The organism is Kitasatospora sp. NPDC057965, assembly GCF_042887135.1.
GTDB lineage: Bacteria > Actinomycetota > Actinomycetes > Streptomycetales > Streptomycetaceae > Kitasatospora.
This window is the reverse complement of sequence record NZ_JBHVPZ010000006.1, coordinates 124,144-141,238: the sequence shown is the minus strand read 5'-3', so window position 1 is coordinate 141,238 and position 17,095 is coordinate 124,144. Positions and strand designations below refer to the sequence as shown.

General features: G+C 72.2%; 19 protein-coding genes. 5 read left to right on the top strand and 14 right to left on the bottom strand.

What is annotated here, in order from left to right:
• Positions 1 to 16 precede the first annotated feature (16 nt).
• From ACFVVU_RS09675 to ACFVVU_RS09660, 4 genes are read right to left on the bottom strand one after another with little or no spacing between them, the layout of a single operon-like run.
• Positions 17 to 637: an ATP/GTP-binding protein gene (locus ACFVVU_RS09675; protein WP_380689243.1), complete on the bottom strand. Its 621-nt coding sequence runs from the start codon at positions 635 to 637 to the stop codon at positions 17 to 19.
• A complete protein-coding gene (locus ACFVVU_RS09670) occupies positions 618 to 977 on the bottom strand; it encodes a DUF742 domain-containing protein (protein ID WP_380689246.1) in 360 nt (119 codons plus the stop codon). The genes ACFVVU_RS09675 and ACFVVU_RS09670 overlap by 20 nt, the downstream gene beginning before the upstream one ends.
• Positions 974 to 1,381 (bottom strand): roadblock/LC7 domain-containing protein, encoded by a 408-nt coding sequence (locus ACFVVU_RS09665; protein ID WP_380689249.1) that lies wholly within the window; start codon positions 1,379 to 1,381, stop codon positions 974 to 976. The genes ACFVVU_RS09670 and ACFVVU_RS09665 overlap by 4 nt, the downstream gene beginning before the upstream one ends.
• Positions 1,378 to 3,102: an ATP-binding protein gene (locus tag ACFVVU_RS09660; protein WP_387788990.1), complete on the bottom strand. Its 1,725-nt coding sequence runs from the start codon at positions 3,100 to 3,102 to the stop codon at positions 1,378 to 1,380. The genes ACFVVU_RS09665 and ACFVVU_RS09660 overlap by 4 nt, the downstream gene beginning before the upstream one ends.
• A gap of 650 nt (positions 3,103 to 3,752) precedes the next feature.
• Between ACFVVU_RS09660 and ACFVVU_RS09655 the strand changes: the two genes are divergently transcribed.
• Positions 3,753 to 4,631 carry a hypothetical protein gene (locus tag ACFVVU_RS09655; protein WP_387788988.1) on the top strand — a complete coding sequence of 293 codons (879 nt, stop codon included), beginning with the start codon at positions 3,753 to 3,755 and terminating at the stop codon, positions 4,629 to 4,631.
• A gap of 18 nt (positions 4,632 to 4,649) precedes the next feature.
• On the opposite strand, the gene ACFVVU_RS09650 is transcribed toward ACFVVU_RS09655, so the two are convergent.
• The 4 genes from ACFVVU_RS09650 to ACFVVU_RS09635 all read right to left on the bottom strand — a co-directional run bounded on the left by ACFVVU_RS09650 (position 4,650) and on the right by ACFVVU_RS09635 (position 7,789).
• Positions 4,650 to 5,126 (bottom strand): NTP pyrophosphohydrolase, encoded by a 477-nt coding sequence (locus ACFVVU_RS09650; protein WP_387788987.1) that lies wholly within the window; start codon positions 5,124 to 5,126, stop codon positions 4,650 to 4,652.
• A gap of 14 nt (positions 5,127 to 5,140) precedes the next feature.
• Entirely contained in the window at positions 5,141 to 5,761 is a 621-nt protein-coding gene (locus ACFVVU_RS09645; RefSeq protein ID WP_380684829.1) for a DUF2867 domain-containing protein, read from the bottom strand.
• Positions 5,762 to 5,909: 148 nt separating this feature from the next.
• Positions 5,910 to 6,596 (bottom strand): hypothetical protein, encoded by a 687-nt coding sequence (locus ACFVVU_RS09640; RefSeq protein WP_387788986.1) that lies wholly within the window; start codon positions 6,594 to 6,596, stop codon positions 5,910 to 5,912.
• A gap of 182 nt (positions 6,597 to 6,778) precedes the next feature.
• Positions 6,779 to 7,789 carry a S41 family peptidase gene (locus ACFVVU_RS09635; RefSeq protein ID WP_387788985.1) on the bottom strand — a complete coding sequence of 337 codons (1,011 nt, stop codon included), beginning with the start codon at positions 7,787 to 7,789 and terminating at the stop codon, positions 6,779 to 6,781.
• Positions 7,790 to 7,878: 89 nt separating this feature from the next.
• Here ACFVVU_RS09635 and ACFVVU_RS09630 point away from each other — a divergent pair, with 89 nt between their 5' ends.
• On the top strand, positions 7,879 to 8,391 hold the full coding sequence (locus tag ACFVVU_RS09630) for a helix-turn-helix domain-containing protein (protein WP_387788983.1): 513 nt from the start codon (positions 7,879 to 7,881) through the stop codon (positions 8,389 to 8,391).
• A gap of 63 nt (positions 8,392 to 8,454) precedes the next feature.
• On the opposite strand, the gene ACFVVU_RS09625 is transcribed toward ACFVVU_RS09630, so the two are convergent.
• From ACFVVU_RS09625 to ACFVVU_RS09605, 5 genes are all read right to left on the bottom strand, one after another.
• A complete protein-coding gene (locus ACFVVU_RS09625) occupies positions 8,455 to 10,269 on the bottom strand; it encodes a hypothetical protein (protein WP_387788981.1) in 1,815 nt (604 codons plus the stop codon).
• Between the two features lie 12 nt (positions 10,270 to 10,281).
• Positions 10,282 to 12,330, bottom strand: a complete 2,049-nt coding sequence (locus ACFVVU_RS09620; protein WP_387788980.1) for a hypothetical protein — start codon at positions 12,328 to 12,330, stop codon at positions 10,282 to 10,284.
• A gap of 214 nt (positions 12,331 to 12,544) precedes the next feature.
• Positions 12,545 to 12,997, bottom strand: coding sequence for a GyrI-like domain-containing protein (locus tag ACFVVU_RS09615; protein ID WP_387788979.1), 453 nt, complete (start codon positions 12,995 to 12,997; stop codon positions 12,545 to 12,547).
• Positions 12,998 to 13,154: 157 nt separating this feature from the next.
• Entirely contained in the window at positions 13,155 to 13,370 is a 216-nt protein-coding gene (locus ACFVVU_RS09610) for a hypothetical protein (RefSeq protein WP_387788978.1), read from the bottom strand.
• 285 nt (positions 13,371 to 13,655) lie between these two features.
• On the bottom strand, positions 13,656 to 13,793 hold the full coding sequence (locus ACFVVU_RS09605; RefSeq protein WP_387788976.1) for a hypothetical protein: 138 nt from the start codon (positions 13,791 to 13,793) through the stop codon (positions 13,656 to 13,658).
• A gap of 488 nt (positions 13,794 to 14,281) precedes the next feature.
• Here ACFVVU_RS09605 and ACFVVU_RS09600 point away from each other — a divergent pair, with 488 nt between their 5' ends.
• The 3 genes from ACFVVU_RS09600 to ACFVVU_RS09590 all read left to right on the top strand — a co-directional run bounded on the left by ACFVVU_RS09600 (position 14,282) and on the right by ACFVVU_RS09590 (position 16,475).
• Positions 14,282 to 15,457 carry a serine hydrolase domain-containing protein gene (locus ACFVVU_RS09600; protein ID WP_387788974.1) on the top strand — a complete coding sequence of 392 codons (1,176 nt, stop codon included), beginning with the start codon at positions 14,282 to 14,284 and terminating at the stop codon, positions 15,455 to 15,457.
• A gap of 104 nt (positions 15,458 to 15,561) precedes the next feature.
• Complete coding sequence (locus tag ACFVVU_RS09595; RefSeq protein WP_387788972.1) at positions 15,562 to 16,056, top strand: cupin domain-containing protein; 495 nt, start codon at positions 15,562 to 15,564, stop codon at positions 16,054 to 16,056.
• A gap of 59 nt (positions 16,057 to 16,115) precedes the next feature.
• Positions 16,116 to 16,475, top strand: a complete 360-nt coding sequence (locus tag ACFVVU_RS09590) for a DoxX family protein (protein WP_387788971.1) — start codon at positions 16,116 to 16,118, stop codon at positions 16,473 to 16,475.
• Between the two features lie 207 nt (positions 16,476 to 16,682).
• Here ACFVVU_RS09590 and ACFVVU_RS09585 read toward each other — a convergent pair.
• Positions 16,683 to 17,095 (bottom strand): FG-GAP repeat domain-containing protein (locus tag ACFVVU_RS09585; protein WP_387788969.1); only part of this gene is annotated, 413 nt, incomplete at its 5' end.

The following is a 17,095-nucleotide window of genomic DNA, read 5'->3' as shown; positions in this document are numbered from 1 at the left end:
AGGAAGGGGGGCACGCTCACTGCGCCGGCGATGGCTCCGCGAGGGCGTAGAGGTAGTGCATGAGCGCGAGCAGCACGTCCCGCCCGGACGCGCGGACCCGGGCGTCGCACGCCACGATCGGGACCTCCGCCGGCAGGTCGAGCGCGAGCCGCAGCTCCTCGTCCGGGCAGTCGGGGGCGTCGGGGAAGGCGTTGGCGGCGACGACGAACGGCACGCCGCGGTCCTCCAGCCGTCCGATGACGTCGAAGCTGATCTCCAGCCGGCGGGTGTCGACCAGCACGACCGCGCCCAGCGCCCCCTCGAACAGCCCGTCCCAGAGGAACCAGAACCGCTCCTGGCCCGGGGTGCCGAACAGGTAGAGCACCAGCTCGTCGGTGATGCTGATCCGGCCGAAGTCCATCGCGACGGTCGTCTCGGACTTCCGTTCGATCCCGGCCAGGTCGTCCACCTCCGCCCCGGCCTGGGTCATCGTCTCCTCGGTGGTCAGCGGGCGGATCTCGCTCACCGAGCCGACCAGGGTCGTCTTGCCGACGCCGAAGCCGCCGACGATCACCACCTTGACGGCCGTGGTGGCCGAGTCCGGCAGAAGGTCCTCGTCCGCCGGCCCGAGCACCGTGTCAGAGCCGCTGAAGTCCATGCATCACCGCCTCCAACAGGGCACGGTCGGGGAGTAGCGCGGCCGGGACCGAGGCGCGCGCCTCGACCCGTTCCTCGGCCACGAGGTCCGCCAGCAGCAGGGTGACCGCGCTGACGGGAAGCCGCAGGTACGCGGAGACCTCCGCCACGGAGAGGGGCGATCCGCACAGGCGCACGATCGCCGCGTGCTCCGGCGGCATCGAGGGGGCGGGCTCCGCACGGGAGACGATCAGCGTGACCAGGTCCAGCGCGGCCCGTCCGGCCGGCTGGGTGTGCCCGCGCGTGACCACGTAGAAGCGTTCCGGGGCCTCCTCGCCCCAGTCCTGGCCGGTGGTGCTCATACGACGGGCTCGCCCCTGCGCGGAGGCGTACTGAGGTGCTCGCCGATCCGGGCGACCAGGTCGCGCATCCGCTGGCCCATCAGCCCGGCGTCCACGCCCTCGTCGGCGAGCACCGCGAGATAGGCGCGGGCCCCGGCCGCCATCAGGTAGAAGAACCCGCCGCCCATCTCGATCACCACCAGCCGCATCCGGCCGTCCCCGTACGGGAACTCGTGGCCCACGGCGGCGGCGAGGCTCTGCAGGCCGGCGCAGGCGGCGGCGAGCCGGTCGGCGGCGTCGGGCGCGGTGCCGTGCTGGGCGATCCGCAGGCCGTCGGCGGAGAGCACGACGACGTTGCGGACGAGCGGGACCTCGTCCGCCAGCTGCTTGAGGAGCCAGTCCAGGTTGGTCCGTGGCCGAATCACCGCTCGTCCCTCCGTGTGCCGGTCGAGTCGTCGTTGCCGTCTTCGTCGCTGTCGCTGCCGTTGGTGTGGTCATGGCCGTGGCCGTGGCCGTGGTCGGTCGGCCCGGTGCCGTTGACGCCCTCGGTGAAGGCGGCCAGCCAGAGACCGGGCTGCACCTGCTCCGCCGGGGCCCCGGGCGGCGCTCCGGCCCCGGCGCCGGCGGCCGGCCTCCCGGCGGCGGGGACGCCGCCGGTCGGGGTGCCGCCGGCCGGAGTGCTCCCGGCCGGGGACCGGAACCTGACGGGCGGCCCGGTGTGCCGACGGCGCCGTGGCAGACCGGTGGCGGTCCACTCGGTCACCACGGGGACATCGTCCGCACCCGAGGACGAGCCCACCCGCGACGCGTTCGGCGACCCGTTGCGGGGCCGGTTCAGCGAGCCGGCCGGTGCGCCGACGCGCACGCCGCCGCCGAGCGGCCCGGGCGGCGGCCCGGTGAGCGGACGCCTCGGCGGCGGCGAGGTGTGCGGCCGGCGGTCGTCCACCGGCTCCGGCCCGGACGACCCGGTGACGCCGATGCCGTGGGCGCGCCCGGTCGCGTGGGCGCTGGTGAGCAGCTCCTGCGGGAAGACCAGCACCGCCCGCACCCCGCCGTAGGCCGACGGCCGCAGCGAGACCTGGAAGCCGTACGCCCGACAGAGCCGGCCGACGACCGCGAGGCCGAGCCGCGGCGTCTCGCCGAGGTCGTTGAGGTCCATGCCGGCCTGCGCCTCCGCGAGCATCCGCTCGGCCCGGGCCCGGCCCTCCTCGCTGAGGCTGAGGCCGCCGTCCTCGATCTCGATCGCGATGCCGGTCTGCACCTCGACCGCGGTCAGGTGCACCAGGGTGTGCGGCGGGGAGTAGCGGGTGGCGTTGTCCAGGAGTTCGGCCACCGCGTGGATGAGCGGTTCGACGGCCGGGCCGACCACGGCGACGTCCGAGACCGGGTGCAGCTCGATCCGCTCGAAGTCGAGGATCCGGGACATGCCGCCCCGTAGCACGCTGTACAGCGGCACCGCCTTGTTCCACTGACGACCCGGCCGGGCCCCGCCGAGCACCGCGATGCTGTCGGCGAGGCGGCCGATGAGGGCGTTGCCGTGGTCGAGCAGCAACAGGTCGTCGAAGACGGCGGGGGTGTTGCCGTGCGCGTACTCCATGCTGCGCAGTTCGGCGGCCTGCCGGTGGACGATCGCCTGCACGCGGCGGGCGATGTTGACGAAGGCCTGCTGGGCGGCCTCGCGCATCGCCTCCTCGTGCTCGACCGTCTGCAGCACGGAGCGCAGCAGGGTCGTCTGCGCCGCCCGGAACTCGGCGGTGAGCGTGACGTCCTTCAACGCGTACGCGTTGACGACCCGGTCCAGGCCCTCGCCCGCCGAGAACCTGGTCATCGCGGCCGGCAGGACGGACTTGGCCATCCGGAGGTACTCGGTCTCCTGCCGGGCCAGCCGGCGGATCAACTCGCCCTCGCGCCGGCTCGCCCGGGCACGCAGGTCCTCCACCGCCCGGCCCCGGCGCGCGGCCTCGGCGGCGACCAGGACCACCGCCAGGGTGCCCACCACCGCGCACAGGGCCACCCCGGTACGGGCGTCGGGCGAGGCCGCGGCCACCGTGACGGAGGCGACGGCGGCCGTCGCGAGGGTGGGCAGGAGCCAGACGAGCACGGGGGCGGAGCGCCGGCGTCCGGGTGACGAACCAGCACCTAGCATTCAGCATCCTCAGAACGGTCGAAGGTCGAAGGTCGACGGGCGGGGGAGGGGACGGTCGGTCGGCCCGGAAGGCCTGTGCGGTCCGGGCGGGGGCGGGTGGCGCCGGAACCCGCCGTGGCCGTGCGCTGCGCGCGCCGGCGGGAGCGGTCCGGCCGGACTCCCGGGCCCGCGACCGGGCCGGTGTCGGCCTCAGGTTTACCGTGCGCCGCCCGCCGCGCACGGGCGCCCACGCCCAGTTCGCCAATGCGAGCGGACTCCCGGTGAACTTGCCGCCAGCACGCGCCCTTTCGTGCTACGGGCTGCCTTCGGCCTCCCGCCCGCCGGCGACGCGCCCCAAGCCTCCGGCCGGGAGCTGCCCGCACACCGCGTTGCCTCCGGGCGCCCAGGGCCGGGGGAGCCGCCCGGCCCGCCCTCCGGACGGCCGACCGGAGTTCGAGGTCAGCCCTTGGGCCGAGGGCGCGCACCCTGGCGTCGCGCGCCCGGCGGGAATGGTCGGACGCGCGCCGAGGGGCGCCGTGGTGCGCCCCGGCGCGCGGCGCGTTCGGCGGTCCACCGGAGCTTCCGTCAGCCGGAATCGACGGGCGGTCGGACGGGTCGCGGACGGGTGGGCAGGGAACCGTGGTCGTACACGCCCGAGTCCGGGGGGACGGATGTCGAACGGATCCCGGCCGGCGGCCGGTCCGGCCGCCCTGCTGCTCGACCTGGCGGCCACCGCCGTGGGCCTCGCCGTGGCCGCCGCGGTGGTGGCGGGCTTCGCCCTGGGCGGCCCGCCCGCCGACCGGTGCGCCGCCGTGCTCGGCGCCGCGGTGCTCCTGGTGGCGGTGCACGCCGCCGGGGGCGCGCTGGTGCGCCGCCTGCCGGCGGGCCGCTCGTGCACGTCCTGCCTCGGGGCGCTGCTGCTGGTCCCGATGCTGCTGGCGGCGGAGCCGGCGGCGCTCTGGCTGGCGGTGCGGCTGGCCGACGGGCTCGGCCTGTCCGCCGCGTTGACCGGTCCGGGCGCGACGGTGGCCGCCGCCGTGGTGGTCATGCTGGTCGGCGTCACCGTGCGCCACCTCTGGTCCGTCCTGGCCGACCGTGACGGGGACGGGGCGGCGCTGCGGGGCGTCGCCCGGCACCTGCTCGCCGTCGTCGGCCTCGGCCTGGTGGTCGCCGCGCTCGACGGCGCCGTGCTGGCGAACGGCCCCGGCTGGCGGCAACTGCTCACCCTGGTCGCGCTGGGGGCCCTGCTCGGCCCCAAGTTCAGCCGGCTGTCGTTGCCGGGGCACGGTGTGCGGCTGCGGTCGGCGGCGGGTCTGGCCGTTGCCACGGCGGGCAACCTGCTGAAGCTGTGGCTGCTCACCTGGCTCAGTACCTGGATGCAACTGCCCTTGAGCATCGCCGGGTTCGGCGCCTTCGCCGTCGCGGCGCTGATCGTCGCGGTGGTGATGCTGCCCACCTCGGTGGCCGGCCGACGGGCGGCGGACCCCGGCGGGCCGTCCCTGCCGGGCGCGGTGGCCGAGCTCTACGGCCGGCTGCCGCCGGGCTGCTGACCCGCGCGGGGCGGTGTTTCAGCCGCGGCGGACGGCGCGGGGCCCCACCACCGCGGCGCCGAGGCCGGTGACCCGGGCGCGCAGCCCGCGGTCGGCCGTGACGACCAGGCAGGCCCGCGCGGGGTCGGCGGCCAGCGCGGCCGCGACCAGATCGACGATCAGATCGTCGCCACTGCCGCTCGCGCTCTCCACCCGGACCTCCGGCGTCGCCGTGATGCCCCGGGCAGCGCCCTCGACGACCAGGACCACCTCCAACGGCCCGGTCCGCGCCCACGGCGGAAGGTCGGGTCGGTCGGGCCGATCGCGGAGGTCCGGTCGGCCGTCGTCGCCCGCCGCCGCGCCCAGTCCGCGGCCGGCGACCGGCGCGAGCGCGTCGCGCAGCCGCTGCGCCGCGCCCCGCCGGTCGCGCCACCAGCCGTCCGGGACCGAGCCCACGACATTGGCCCCGTCCACCACCAGCAGCGGCACACCCGGTGCGGCATCGCTCTCGCCCATGGCGGGCCAGTCTGTCACGAACCCCCTGCTGCCCGGCCGTCCCGTTGCACCGCTGCCCGGTGGTCCCGCCAGGCCTGCTCCCACTGTCGGGTCAGCGCCGGATAGACGATGAGATAGCGGAACGGTGCGATGAGCATCAGGTAGCACCGCCCGAGCAGCCCGTTGGGCTTGACCAGGACGGCCATCCGCAGCTGGTGCTCGCCCGTGCCGGTCGGCACCCAGCCGAGGTGCATCAGGGTGTGGACGGTCCCGTTCGCCAGCTCGGCCACGTACTCGTCCTGGAGCTGGTAGACCGGGGTGAGCGGCAGACGGCTCGGCGCGGCGGCGTCGACGGTCTCCGACAGCTCGCGCGGCAGCCGTTCGCGCAGCGAGCGGACCCGGTTGCCGAGTCCCGCCTCGGGCCGGTCCCAGCCGAGCAGGGCGCCGAGCTTCCAGCGCACCGCGAACAGGAAGCGGTTGGCCGGGGACTGCCGGGCGAAGCCGCCACCCGCCCGCATGGCGGCGAGCATCACGGCCAGCTCGCCCGGTCCGGCCCCGGGGGTGCGGAAGGCCCAGACGTCCTCGGTCCGGAAGTCGGGCGCGAACTCGTGGATGCGCCACGGTCGACGGGTGTGGGCAGTGAGGGGAAGTCGCATGGCCGGTACCGCCTTTCCTGCACGGGGCACCGACCTGCGGGCCCCGTCTGTACGTCAGCGTATATGAGCAGACTAGAGGTCATATTCGGTGGCGTATACGCGGGGGTCGGGTGAGCCGGAGCACAGTTCCCGTCCACCCCCGCCCAGGTCAGGACTCCGGCAGGCACTGCTCGGCGAACTCGCCGCGGAACACGCGGAGCGCGTGCGTGCGCATCCGCCGGGCGTACACACCGTCCTCGGCCAGGCGGGAGTACCTGTCGAGCTCGACGGTGAGGACGCCGGAGGTGTCGGCCAGGTAGACGTCCAGGCCCGGATACATCAGCTCGACACAGGGGATGTCGTCGATGTCCAGCGCGAACACCGGGTACTCGCCGTGCTCGTCGCCCACCCCGGTCGCCAGCACCCGGCGCGAGTCCGAGCCGCCGGGCAGCAGGAAGCACTCGTCGAAGCGGTCCGACACGGTGTCGAAGCAGGAGCCCCAGCCGTCCCCGAACTCCGCTCGCGCCAGGTCGCCCAGCGACCGGGGCGTGAAGCGGCCGTCCCCGTCGAGCCAGCCGAACCGGCGCAGCAGACCGGCGTCGAAGGCCAGCCACCGGCGCAGGCTCGGCGGCAGCGGCCGCCCGCTCGGGAATACCGCCGAGGCGAGCGAGCCCGGCGCCATCGGCTCGGGCGCACCGGTCAGCCAGGGGCCGGCCCACGGGCCGTAGTCCAGGATCGGCCGGTGCGGATCGGCGGCGACGGCGGCGATGGCGCGCTCGGTGAGCGCCACGCCGTGTGCGTCGTCGTGCGCGCCGTCGTGCGCGTCGCTCGGGGGGATCGGGTTCGCGGGGTTCATCGGGATCGGTGTCCTGTCCGGGAATCGTTCGGCAGCTGCTCGGTCGCGCCGCAATCTACGGCCCGTCGCCGACATCCGCCCCGCCACCGGCCGCGGAGCCAACGCCCCTGCCCGAACGCCGCGTTGATACCCGCTTGCACGTACGGATCCGAACCTCGGCACCGGACGTCAGGGCCCGGACGTCAGAGCCGGGCGCCCGCCGCCGCGGAGCCGTCCTCCGCTCCACCGCCCAGGACCCGCCGGGCCTCCTTGACCGACGGGCTGTCACCGCCGCGCCGGACGACCTCGGCCAGCGCCGCGCGGTGGGCCACCTCGTGGGCCAGCGCCGGGTCCGCCTCGGTGTCCGGCAGCACCCCGGTGCCCTCCCAGTTGCCGCCCGACACCGGGTTGATCGAGCGGGCGGTCGGGATGGTGGCCTCCAGGTGGGGGTGGAGCGTGAAGCCCCGGCGCGGGTTGGCGCCGCCGCCGGACGCCTCGCCGATCACCACGGCCCGGCCGCGCTGCTGGAGGTCGTACGCGAGCGCCTCGCCGCCGGAGAAGGTGGCCTTGCTGATCAGTACGTAGATCGGCTTGCTGCCGCCGAAACGCGGGCCGGACACCAGCGCGGGGCTCCAGAACTGCTGCTCGGCGTCCTCCTCGCGGTCGTAGAGGGTACTGAGATGCGTCGGCTCGTCGAAGAAGTGACCGCAGATGTGGGCGGTCGTGTAGGGGTGGCCGCCGACGCACTCGCGCAGGTCCAGGATCAGGGCCTCGGCCGGGGCGACCAGGTTGAGCGCGGCGTTCAGCGACCCGCCCGTCATGTCGAGCGGGAAGAGGATCGGGGCGAGCTTCAGCAGGGCGACGCCGCCCTCCAGGCGCTCGATCCGGGGGACGCCGCCGAGTGAGAGGTCGGCGGCCCGCGTCAGCTCGGCGAGCAGGGCGCCGTCCTCCTGCTCCGCCGGGATCGCCCGGGGGTGGAACTTCAGCCGCAGATGGCCGTCGCCGTTGACCGACTGGAGGTCCTCGGTGACCAGCCGGCCGAGTGCCTCGGGCTCCTCGGCCCGGTGGTAGCGGCCCCGGGACAGCGCCTCGTCGAGGCGTCCGGCGATCTGTTCGGCGATCGCGGGGAAGACGTAGAGCCCGGTGGTCAGCCGGCCGACCTCGGTGACGATCTCGGTGATCTCGGCCGACTGAAGCCGCTGAAGCTGTGCCATGTGCCGTCCCCTGCTGGTGGTGATCGATCGGGTCTGGGGAGTAGAGCACGCGGCTTGCGAAAGCGTCAAGAAAATTGGACGCTTTACGCATGGAGCAACAGACCCCGGAGCAGGAGCTCACCATCGAGAGCCCGCGGCAGTTCAAGGCGCTCTCCCACCCGCTGCGCCAACGGCTGCTGCTGGCGCTCGGCGGGCAGCCCGCCACGGCCGCCGAGCTCGCGGCGGCACTGGACAGCCGCAAGAGCACGGTGGCGCACCACCTCAAGGTGCTGCAGGAGGCCGGCGTCGTGCGCATCGTGGAGACCCGCAAGGTGCGCGGCGGCAGCGAGCACCTCTACCGGCGCACCGCCCGCCGCATCACCGTGGCCGGCCGGGACGCCGGGCCGACCACCGCCCTGCTCGGCGCGGTGGCCGAGGAGTGCGCCAAGGCCCCGCGCGAGCCACTGTTGTCGCTGCGCCACCTCCGGCTGACCGCGGCCCAGGCCGCCCGCCTCGCCGCCACCCTCCAGGCCCTGGTGGACGAGGCCGTCGAGGCCCCGGACGGCGAGCCGGTGCACGGCGTGCTGGTGGCGCTCTACGAGCAGGGCGCCGGCCGCGACTGACCCCCCCGGCACCCCGCCACCCACGGGCGGCCCACCGGGGGGCCCGTCGGGTGTCCCGTGTTCCTAGGCTCGGGGGATGCGCACGTGCAGTGCTGCGCTGCCGCGGCGTTCGAGCCAGGCGCCGGTGCGCGTGCCGCCGCCGTCCTCGTGGACGGTCGTCCGGTAGCGGAACCTCCTGGAGAACGACTCCCCGTTCCCCGGGAACACGATCCACCGGCGTGGCCGGTCGTCGTCCCGGTCCGGCCACGCGAAGGTCGCCGCGTACGTCCCCTCGACCGTTTCGAACCGCACCTCGGCCCGCTCGCCGGCCCGCAGACCGGGCAGCAGCCGGATCGGGTGGACGTCCAGGTGGTTGAGCATGGCGGGGGAGACGTCGATGGCGATGTCGTCGAACGGTCGTCCTGCAATGGGGGGCTCGATGTGGAGGGAGGCGTGGTCGCTCCGGCTCAGCACGAAGAGCTCGGTGTTCACGTCCGACGGAAGCTGGACAACGACGTTCCGCTGGACGTAGGTAGTGTTGGGAGTCCAGTCCTTCATCTGTTCCGGGATCTCTTTGACGTCCTCGTACGGCACCCACCGCGTGCTGAAGTACCACGGCGGCGAATCATCCCGCGGCGAGGCGGCCGGAGGGAACGAACTCCAGGGGTGCGTGACGAACGTGCCGGTGTCGTCGGGGTAGCGGCAGCTCACGGCGACCCCCCTGACGGCGGGGTTGTCGAGGGCGTGGACGGGGCGGAACACCCGGGTCAGGTCGTGCCGTTCGTCGTCCGGGTAGACGTTGAAGAAGTACTTCGACGGCTCGCGCCGGATCTCGTCGAACTCCGTGGTGAAGCGGGTGTCGAGGGTGAGACCCCGGAGGTAGCGGTAGCCGCCTTCGCTCGTGTGCGCCAGCGTCGGCTCCGGCGGGCCGTCGGCGGCGACCTGCCAGCTCGGCCCCCAGGGGTTCGGGGGTCCGTCCGCCGATCCGACCAGCGCGGTGCCCGTCGCCCGGGGGCCTTCCAGTACGGCGGCCCGCGCGAGCTCCAGGAAGTACGCGTCCGCGCAGCCGGTGCGGTCCAGCAGGCGGCCGTCGTAGCGGCTGTTCACGGGGACGGTGGAGTCCACCGCGTAGTCCATGGTGAGTTCGCCGTCGGCGCGCAGCCGGCCGACCGCGCGGCTGAGGGCGTCGAGCGTGAGGTGCGTGCCGGTTCCGCTCGCCTCGGCCTCGGCCAGCAGACCGGAGCGGATGGTGTGCCAGTCGCCCCGCGCCGTGAGGCGCCGCACCGGGGCGGTGAACTCGATGCCGAGGGTGCGGTTGACGGCCAGCGGCGCGGTGCCGTCGATGATCGCCTCCTCCAGCCACTGGGTGGGGACGCGTCCCATCAGCGTGGTGTAGGTCCGTGCGTCGCCCGACGACATCGGGCCGCTGGTCGCTCCCTGGGTCTCGCAGTACCAGGGGGTGATCCCGGCGAGGCCGCGGGCGGTCCGGTCCGCGCGGGCCGTGATGTTGGAGAGCGTGGTGTGGGTGTACTGGAAGGTCAGCGGGACGAAGTTGTCGCGGCTGTAGGAGGACCAGCCCCAGTAGGGGTCGTCCTTCGGGCAGGAGAGCAGGAAAGCCCGCAGCGCGTCGTCGACGTCGGCCGCCGACAGGTCGGGTGCCAGGACGAACCGCAGGATGCCGCAGACCTCCTGGTCGTCCATGTCGCGCCGGGGGTAGCGGGTGAAGCGGAAGTCGTAGCCGGTGGTGGTGCGGCCGAGGTGGAGCCGGCCGGGCATCCAGTGGAAGACGGATGCCTGGCCGGCCGCCCGAGCCGGATTCCGCGCGTCAGGGTAGAGGACGTAGCTGTGTGCGCCGGCCTCGTGGGTGCGGGCGCCGGCGATCTCGGTCGGGCCATTCACGGTGACAGTCCGTTATGCCTGGGAGTTCCTGAACCGGAAGGTGACTCCGGGATCGTTCTTCCGCGGGATTCTGACGCTGAGCTTGTCGGTGTTGCTGACCAGGTAGGGGGACGTCCATTCCGAGTCCTCGGCCAGGTCCGTCACCGTGACCTTGTAGCGGTAGCCGAACCTCCCGCCGGGGGCGACCGGGTAGACGATCCAGTGGCGCTTGCGGTTGATGTCGGCCTGCTGGCCGATGAAGGTCGCGGACGGTCCTCCGGTCGGGTTGCCCTTGTCGTCCACCGGTTCGAGCACCAATTCGAGGTACCAGTCCTCGTTGAACAGCTTCTTGGTGGTCTTGAACGCGATCTCGGTCGAGGCCAGTCTGGCGGACTCGGCCCGGACCTCGACCAGCTCGTCGTTGACCGGGGTGCCGTTGGGTCCGGGGTCGATGTCCAGCGTCCCCAGGCCGGTTTCGAGGTGTGCGACGACGTAGTCGTCGTTCGGGTCGGGCTCGTCGAAGTGCACGGTCCGCTTGACGAAGGTGACGTCGGGATGCCAGCCGACCGGCGGGTTGTTGACGTCCGTCTCCCGCTTCTGCGCCTGCCGGTACGTGTAGACCTCCGGCTTGTCCCCGGCGGCCGGCCGGGTGAAGACGTGGCCCTCCCAGAGGAGCTGCCCGCTCTTCTCGGGGTACCCGAGCTGGACGGAGAGACTGTTGAAGATCCCGGTCTGCCATTTGACGATGGGGATGCAGTTCCGGACCAGCTTGTGGGGGTAGTCATCCAGGTAGATCAGCGGGAAGTACTTCTTCTCCGCCTCCGCCCCGCCGGCCGCCATCTCCTGGAGCATGCCGTCCAGTGAACTGGAGACCACGTGGGTCTGCAGGTGGCTGAACTGGGTCTCCTCGTGGTAGCTCAGGTCCAGATGGGTCTCGTCCCAGCTCGCCTTGAGGGCGACGGCGAAGCCCCACGGACTGGCCCCCGAGCTGGAGGACGACGCCTCCGCTGCCGTTTCCTTCGGGGCCACGGGCTCGAAGATGACGTGGTTGGCGAGCTCCATGAACTTGTCGACCAGCAGGTCGGACCGCTCGGTCAGCTGCTGGGCGACCTTGTCGGCGCCCGGGAAGTTCCCGGGCACCTTGATGACGACCTTGATGTCCCCGCTCTTGCGGAGTTCGTCGAAGCGCGCCTTGACGTCGGCGCTGAAGAACCAGCCGTGGGCGTTCGCGTGGGCGGAGAAGTGCTTGCGGATCGAATCCCAGGCGCCGGTGATCGTCAGCTCGACCTTGGGCGTCCACATCTGCATCTGCATCACGGAGGACGCGAAGACGGGGCTGGTCGTGGTGCCCTGGAAGCCCGCGTAGAGGATCTGCGACGGGTAGTTGCCGACCAGTGCGGTGAACGCGTGTTCGGCCCCCGGGTCGATCCCCGCCTCGCCGGCGCCCTGAAGCACCCAGTACCAGTTGCCGATGTCCCCGTCCTTCTCGGGCGACCCGTGCAGGAGCAGCTTCTCGTCCTGGTCGGCCAGATCACCCTGGACGACCAGTTCCGGCACCCCGCCATCCTTGTCCTGCACGAAGTAGCGGAAGCCTTCGTGAGTGAGCGTGATGTTGGACAGCGTGGTGTTGTTGGACATCAGAACCACGGGGGAGAACTCGGGCTTCAGGTTCTTGTGGTTCCACAGCCCGTTGGAGCTGTTGGCGTTGTTCTTGACGATCTGCTGCTGCGCCTCCTGCATCGCCGCCGCCGGGATCATGCCGGTGGTGGTGAGGCTGAGCAGACCGCCGACCGTCTCGCCCGTGGCCTTGGGCCCCGCCCCGCTCTCCCCGCCGTTGCCGGACCCTTCCCGCACGGGGTTCGCGATGCCGCCGATGAAGCGCAGCAGGCTGAATTTGAAGTCGCCCTTGTCACCGTCCCGGCGGGCGATGCGCAGCTGCGTCGGCAAGTAGTAGTAGTGGGGGCTCTTCCCCTCCTTGATCAGGTCGTAGTTGTTGGCGTCGGGGAAGAACGTGACGTAGTAGCCCTGGGAGGTGATGGCTTGGGTCCCACCGGCCATGGTGGGGCCTTGCGGCTCGGTCATGGATGACACCTTCAGTGATGTGGGCAAGCGGGGCGGCCGGCCCGGGGACCGGTCGGGACCTGGACGTGATGCTGATCCAGCTGCAGGTCTCCGTTCCCGTGGCGCTGCCGCCGGGAGACAGATACGCATGCAAACCACCTCAATGGAGCGGCCGCCGGCCACGAACGCCGGAACCTTCGCCACAGCCGCACCCGTAGCCCCGCCGGGTGTGGTGTCAGTGGACCGGGACGCAGATCTCGCAGAGGTGCTGGGCGAGGAGGTCGGGGCGGTAGCGCTCGAGGACGGGGCGCGTCGTGTCGAGGGCGTGGCCGTGGGCGGTGAGGTCGCGGAAGAGGGTGCTCCAGGCCTGCTGGAGGGCCTCGGCGGTGTGCGGGACGGTGAGGACGGCGTGGGGACCGCCGGTGAGGCGGGCCTCCCGGATCTCGGGGTCCTGGATGCCGGTGTCGTCGGGGACGAGGAGGCAGGTGTCGTAGCGGCAGGCGTGCGGCGGGGTGGTTGCAGGGTCGTCGCGGGCGATGCCCAGAACGGCGGTGTCGGGTCGCAGGAGCTTGTGCGTGGCGGCCCAGGATTTGAGCTTTTCCATGTGCGTGTTGTTCGCCGCGCCGTAGGCGCCGGTGCGCCTCAGATAGACGATGCGGGATTCTGCTGTTTCTTCCAGGGTGAACATTTCCTTGCTTTCCTTTCGGATGGCGTGGGGCCACGGTAGCAAGGTATAAAAATATATTTGACGGGCTTTTAAAAATTCGGGCTCGGTGGTTAGCGGCGTAGTCCGCACGACCGGACGGGCGGCGATCCGGCCCTCAACGGTCTTCGCGGCCGGGCGGTCATCGGCAGATCCAGTAGCTGTCCCGGGCCGGGTACCTGTGTTGCTCGCCGACCGGGTCCGTCACCACGAGGGTGCCGTCCCGGTACGAGACCAGGTCGCCCGCCGCGACGAAAGCGGGCCGCTCCAGCACGACGTGGAAGTCGGAGTGAAGGAGGAGTGCACTGAGCAGCAGCATCCGAGGCATCGGGGTGGTCCCGTCGAAGTTCAGGCGCATGAACCGATTGTCGCGGAGGTACGGCCGCAGCCGGGATGGGTTCTGGGCACGGAGTAGCAGTGGGACTTGGTGGAGAACTGATCCTGTCCATCGGAGGTGCGGTTCGCGTCTTGCGGCGCGGACTCCAGTAGTCACGGAGAACTGGAGATCGTCCGGAGACGATTGTGAGCGGGTGGCCCCGAGTAGTAACCAGCCAGTCAGGAGGACGTGTTGGTGCTGCATGGGGCATGGGAAGCAGAGCCCAGTCGGGCGGGGCCGGTCAGGTGGGAAAGGGGCCGGCGGGGCTCAGACGGCGAGCCGAGCGTATGCGGCGGCGGCAGGCTGCAGCGTGACGCTCAGGTGGGCCTTCAGCTGACCGGGCGTGATGTGCTCGCCCTGTGCGGCGTGATGCGTCTCGGCGATGCGCCGGGCTGCGATCAGCAAGGGCTTCAGGGACGGCCGGGAGCGCGGTGGATGCGGTCTTCTTGGCGGGCACGGGAGCAGGCTCAGGCTCAGCGGTGACGGCCACGGACTGGGCAGGCGCCGACGTGGAGGGCGGTGCGAGAAAGGTGCCGGCATCGGGTCGAGCGATGCGACCGGCTCTGACAGGTGTTCCACAGCCGGAACAGGGACGGGGATCTGCGCCGGGTTCGGGGTGCTCAGCTCGGTGAGCAGGGCGGCGTGGAGCCTTGGCCGCACTCCAGCCTCAGCCCGATCCCGTAGCCTGCGCCATGCCGTGAGGCCAGATCGGGCGCGGGGCGCCGCGATCGGGGTGTTCCCTGGGGGTGTTCGGGGGTTCGATACACCATCAGGACGAGGGTGGGGGAGTCGTGTTCGTCCTTCGTGGCGACGGCGGCCGGGACGATCGCGTGATGTCCTGAGTGGGCCGGGATCCCGGTCTGTCGGGTACGTCCAGCCTCAGGAGGCGTCTTGTGAACTCCCTTTCCCCGTACCGCCTCCGCTCCCCGTGCCACGGCGCGGCGGCCGTCGCCGTCGCGGTGGCGGCCGGAGCGCTTGCCCTCGGCTCGCTCGCCCCGCCGGCCGTCGCCGCGCCCGGGGGCGACTCCCCGGCCGCCGTCACGAGGACCGACCCCTTCCAGCAGCGGCTCGACACGCTCGTCGCCGGTGGCGGCGCGCCGGGAGCCCTGGCGGCCGTCCGCGACCGGAACGGCCGCAGCCGCAACTACACCGCCGGGGTGGCCGATCTGAGGACCGGCGCCAAGGTGCCCGTCGACGGCCAGGTGCGGATCGGCAGCAACACCAAGACCTTCGTCGCGGTCGTCGTCCTGCAACTGGTGGCGGAGGGCAGGGTGGACCTGGACGCCTCCCTGGACACCTACCTGCCCGGTCTGGTCCGGGGCCAGGACATCGACGGACGGCGGATCACCGTGCGCCAGGTCCTCCAGCACACCAGCGGGCTGCCGGACTACACGGACTTCGTGGAGATCTCCAGTGCCACCCAGTACGTCGAGCCGCGTGAGCTGCTCGACGCGGCGCTCGCGCACAAGGCCGACTTCGCCCCGGGAACGCAGTGGAAGTACAGCAACACGGGCTACGTGGTGGCCGGGTTGATCGTCCAGAGGGTCACCGGACGGCCGCTGGGGGAGGAGGTCACCAAGCGTGTCATCGACCGGATCGGGCTCAGGCACACGTACTTCCCGGCCCAGGGGGAGACCGGTATCCGTGAGCGCCACCCGCACGGGTACTTCGCGGACAAGCCCGGTGATCCGCTGCTGGACGTCACGGAGATGGACCCGTCCTGGGCCTGGGGAGCGGGAGCGATGGTGTCCACGAACACGGATCTGAACCGGTTCTTCTCGGCGCTGATCGGCGGCGAGCTGATGCCACCGGCGCAGCTCGCGCAGATGCGGACGACCGTGCCGGCCGATCCCGCGGTCCCGGGTTCGCGGTACGGGCTCGGCCTGGCGAGCCGCCCGCTGCCGTGCGGCGGGGTGTCCTGGGGACACGGCGGGGGTATCCCGGGGTACGTCACCCGGGGCGGGGTCACGGAGGACGGGCGCGCCGTGAGCATCGCGGTGACCGTGCTGGCCTCGCCCGACCTCAAGCAACGCGTGGTGGCGGCGGTGGACGAGGCCTTTTGTCGCTGAGCCGGTCGGGTCGGGAGCCGCACGCTGCGCCCATACCCGCGGGGTATCGGCGCAGCGGAACGGGTCTTGGACGCCGGCAGGATCCGGGCGGTGCACTGGTGAGCATGACCGAACAAGCGAAGACCACCGAGCCGCAGGACGACCCCGCCGTGTGGGTGGTGGGGCCCGGCGAGGGCGAGGAGATCGTGCTGGGTAGCACGCGCATGCGCGTCCTGGAGGACGGCAGCCACACCGGGCACCGCCTCGCGATCGCCGAGTCCGTCCTCGCCCCGCACACCCAGGGGCCGCCGCAGCACCGTCACGCCCGGCACGACGAGGGCTTCTACGTCCTCTCCGGCACCGTGCGGTTCACCGTCGGGGACGAGGACCACGACGCCACCGCGGGCACGCTCGTGATGGTTCCGCCCGGCACCCCGCACACCTTCGCCAACCCGACCGGCGAGCCCGCCGTCATGCTCAGCACCTTCACCCCCGACCTGTACGTGCAGTACTTCCGCGACCTCCAGGAGGCGCTCGCCGACGGCCGGCCGCTGACGCCGCAGGCCAACACCGACACGATGAGCCGCTACGCGACCGAGCCCGCCACCGACCCCGCCTGAGACCGACCCCGCCGGAGACCGACCCCTCCGTGAACCGGTGGCCCATGAACGGAAGACCGATGAACGCCGCCTACTGGATCGTCGCGGGACCGCTTGCACTCTTCTACCTCTACGCGGGCACGCTGAAGGCGATCCGCAGCCGTGACCAGCTCCGGCCGATGATGGCCTGGGTCGACCGCACACCCTTGCCCGTTCTCAGGGCGCTCGGGGTGGTCGAGATACTCGGCGCGAGCGGCCTGGTCCTGCCGCCGCTGACCGGCATCGCTCCCTCGCTGGCGCCGGCCGCGGCGATCGGCTTCGTGCTCCTGCAGACCGGCGCGATCGCCGTCCACCTGCGGGGCGAGGACCGTCGGATCGCACTGAACGCCGGACTCGTCGTCACCGCGGCCGTGACCCTCTGGTTGGCGACCCGGCGGTGATCGAGCACGGCTCACATCAGGTAGTCCGTGATCGGCTCGGCCGGGTTGGCGCCTCCTTCGTGGACATCACGATTCCCGTCGACATCGTCGATCTCGCGGTCGTCGAACTCCTCGTCCGACCGCCAGGGGGGCCGGCAGCCCGCCCTGCAGGGAAGCAGGGCGGGCTGCCGGGACGTCCGACGGCCCGGACCGGCCCGGCTCGGTGGGTCACCAGCCGTTGCCTATTTCGTGGGCGGGGTTGACCTGGCCGGTGCCGCCGGTTCCGGGGTAGACGTAGAGGTTGCCGTTGCCGTTGTTGCGGGTGACGACGTCGGGTTTGCCGTCGCCGGTGTAGTCCGCGACGCCGGCGAATGTGAAGTTCTGCCAGCCGTTGCCGATTTCTGCGGCGGGGTTGACCTGGCCGGTGCCGCCGGTTCCGGGGTAGACGTAGAGGTTGCCGTTGCCGTTGTTGCGGGTGACGACGTCGGGTTTCCCATCACCCGTGTAGTCCGCGACGCCGGCGAATGTGAAGTTCTGCCAGCCGGCGCCGATTTCTGCGGCGGGGTTGACCTGGCCGGTGCCGCCGGTTCCGGGGTAGACGTAGAGGTTGCCGTTGCCGTTGTTGCGGGTGACGACGTCGG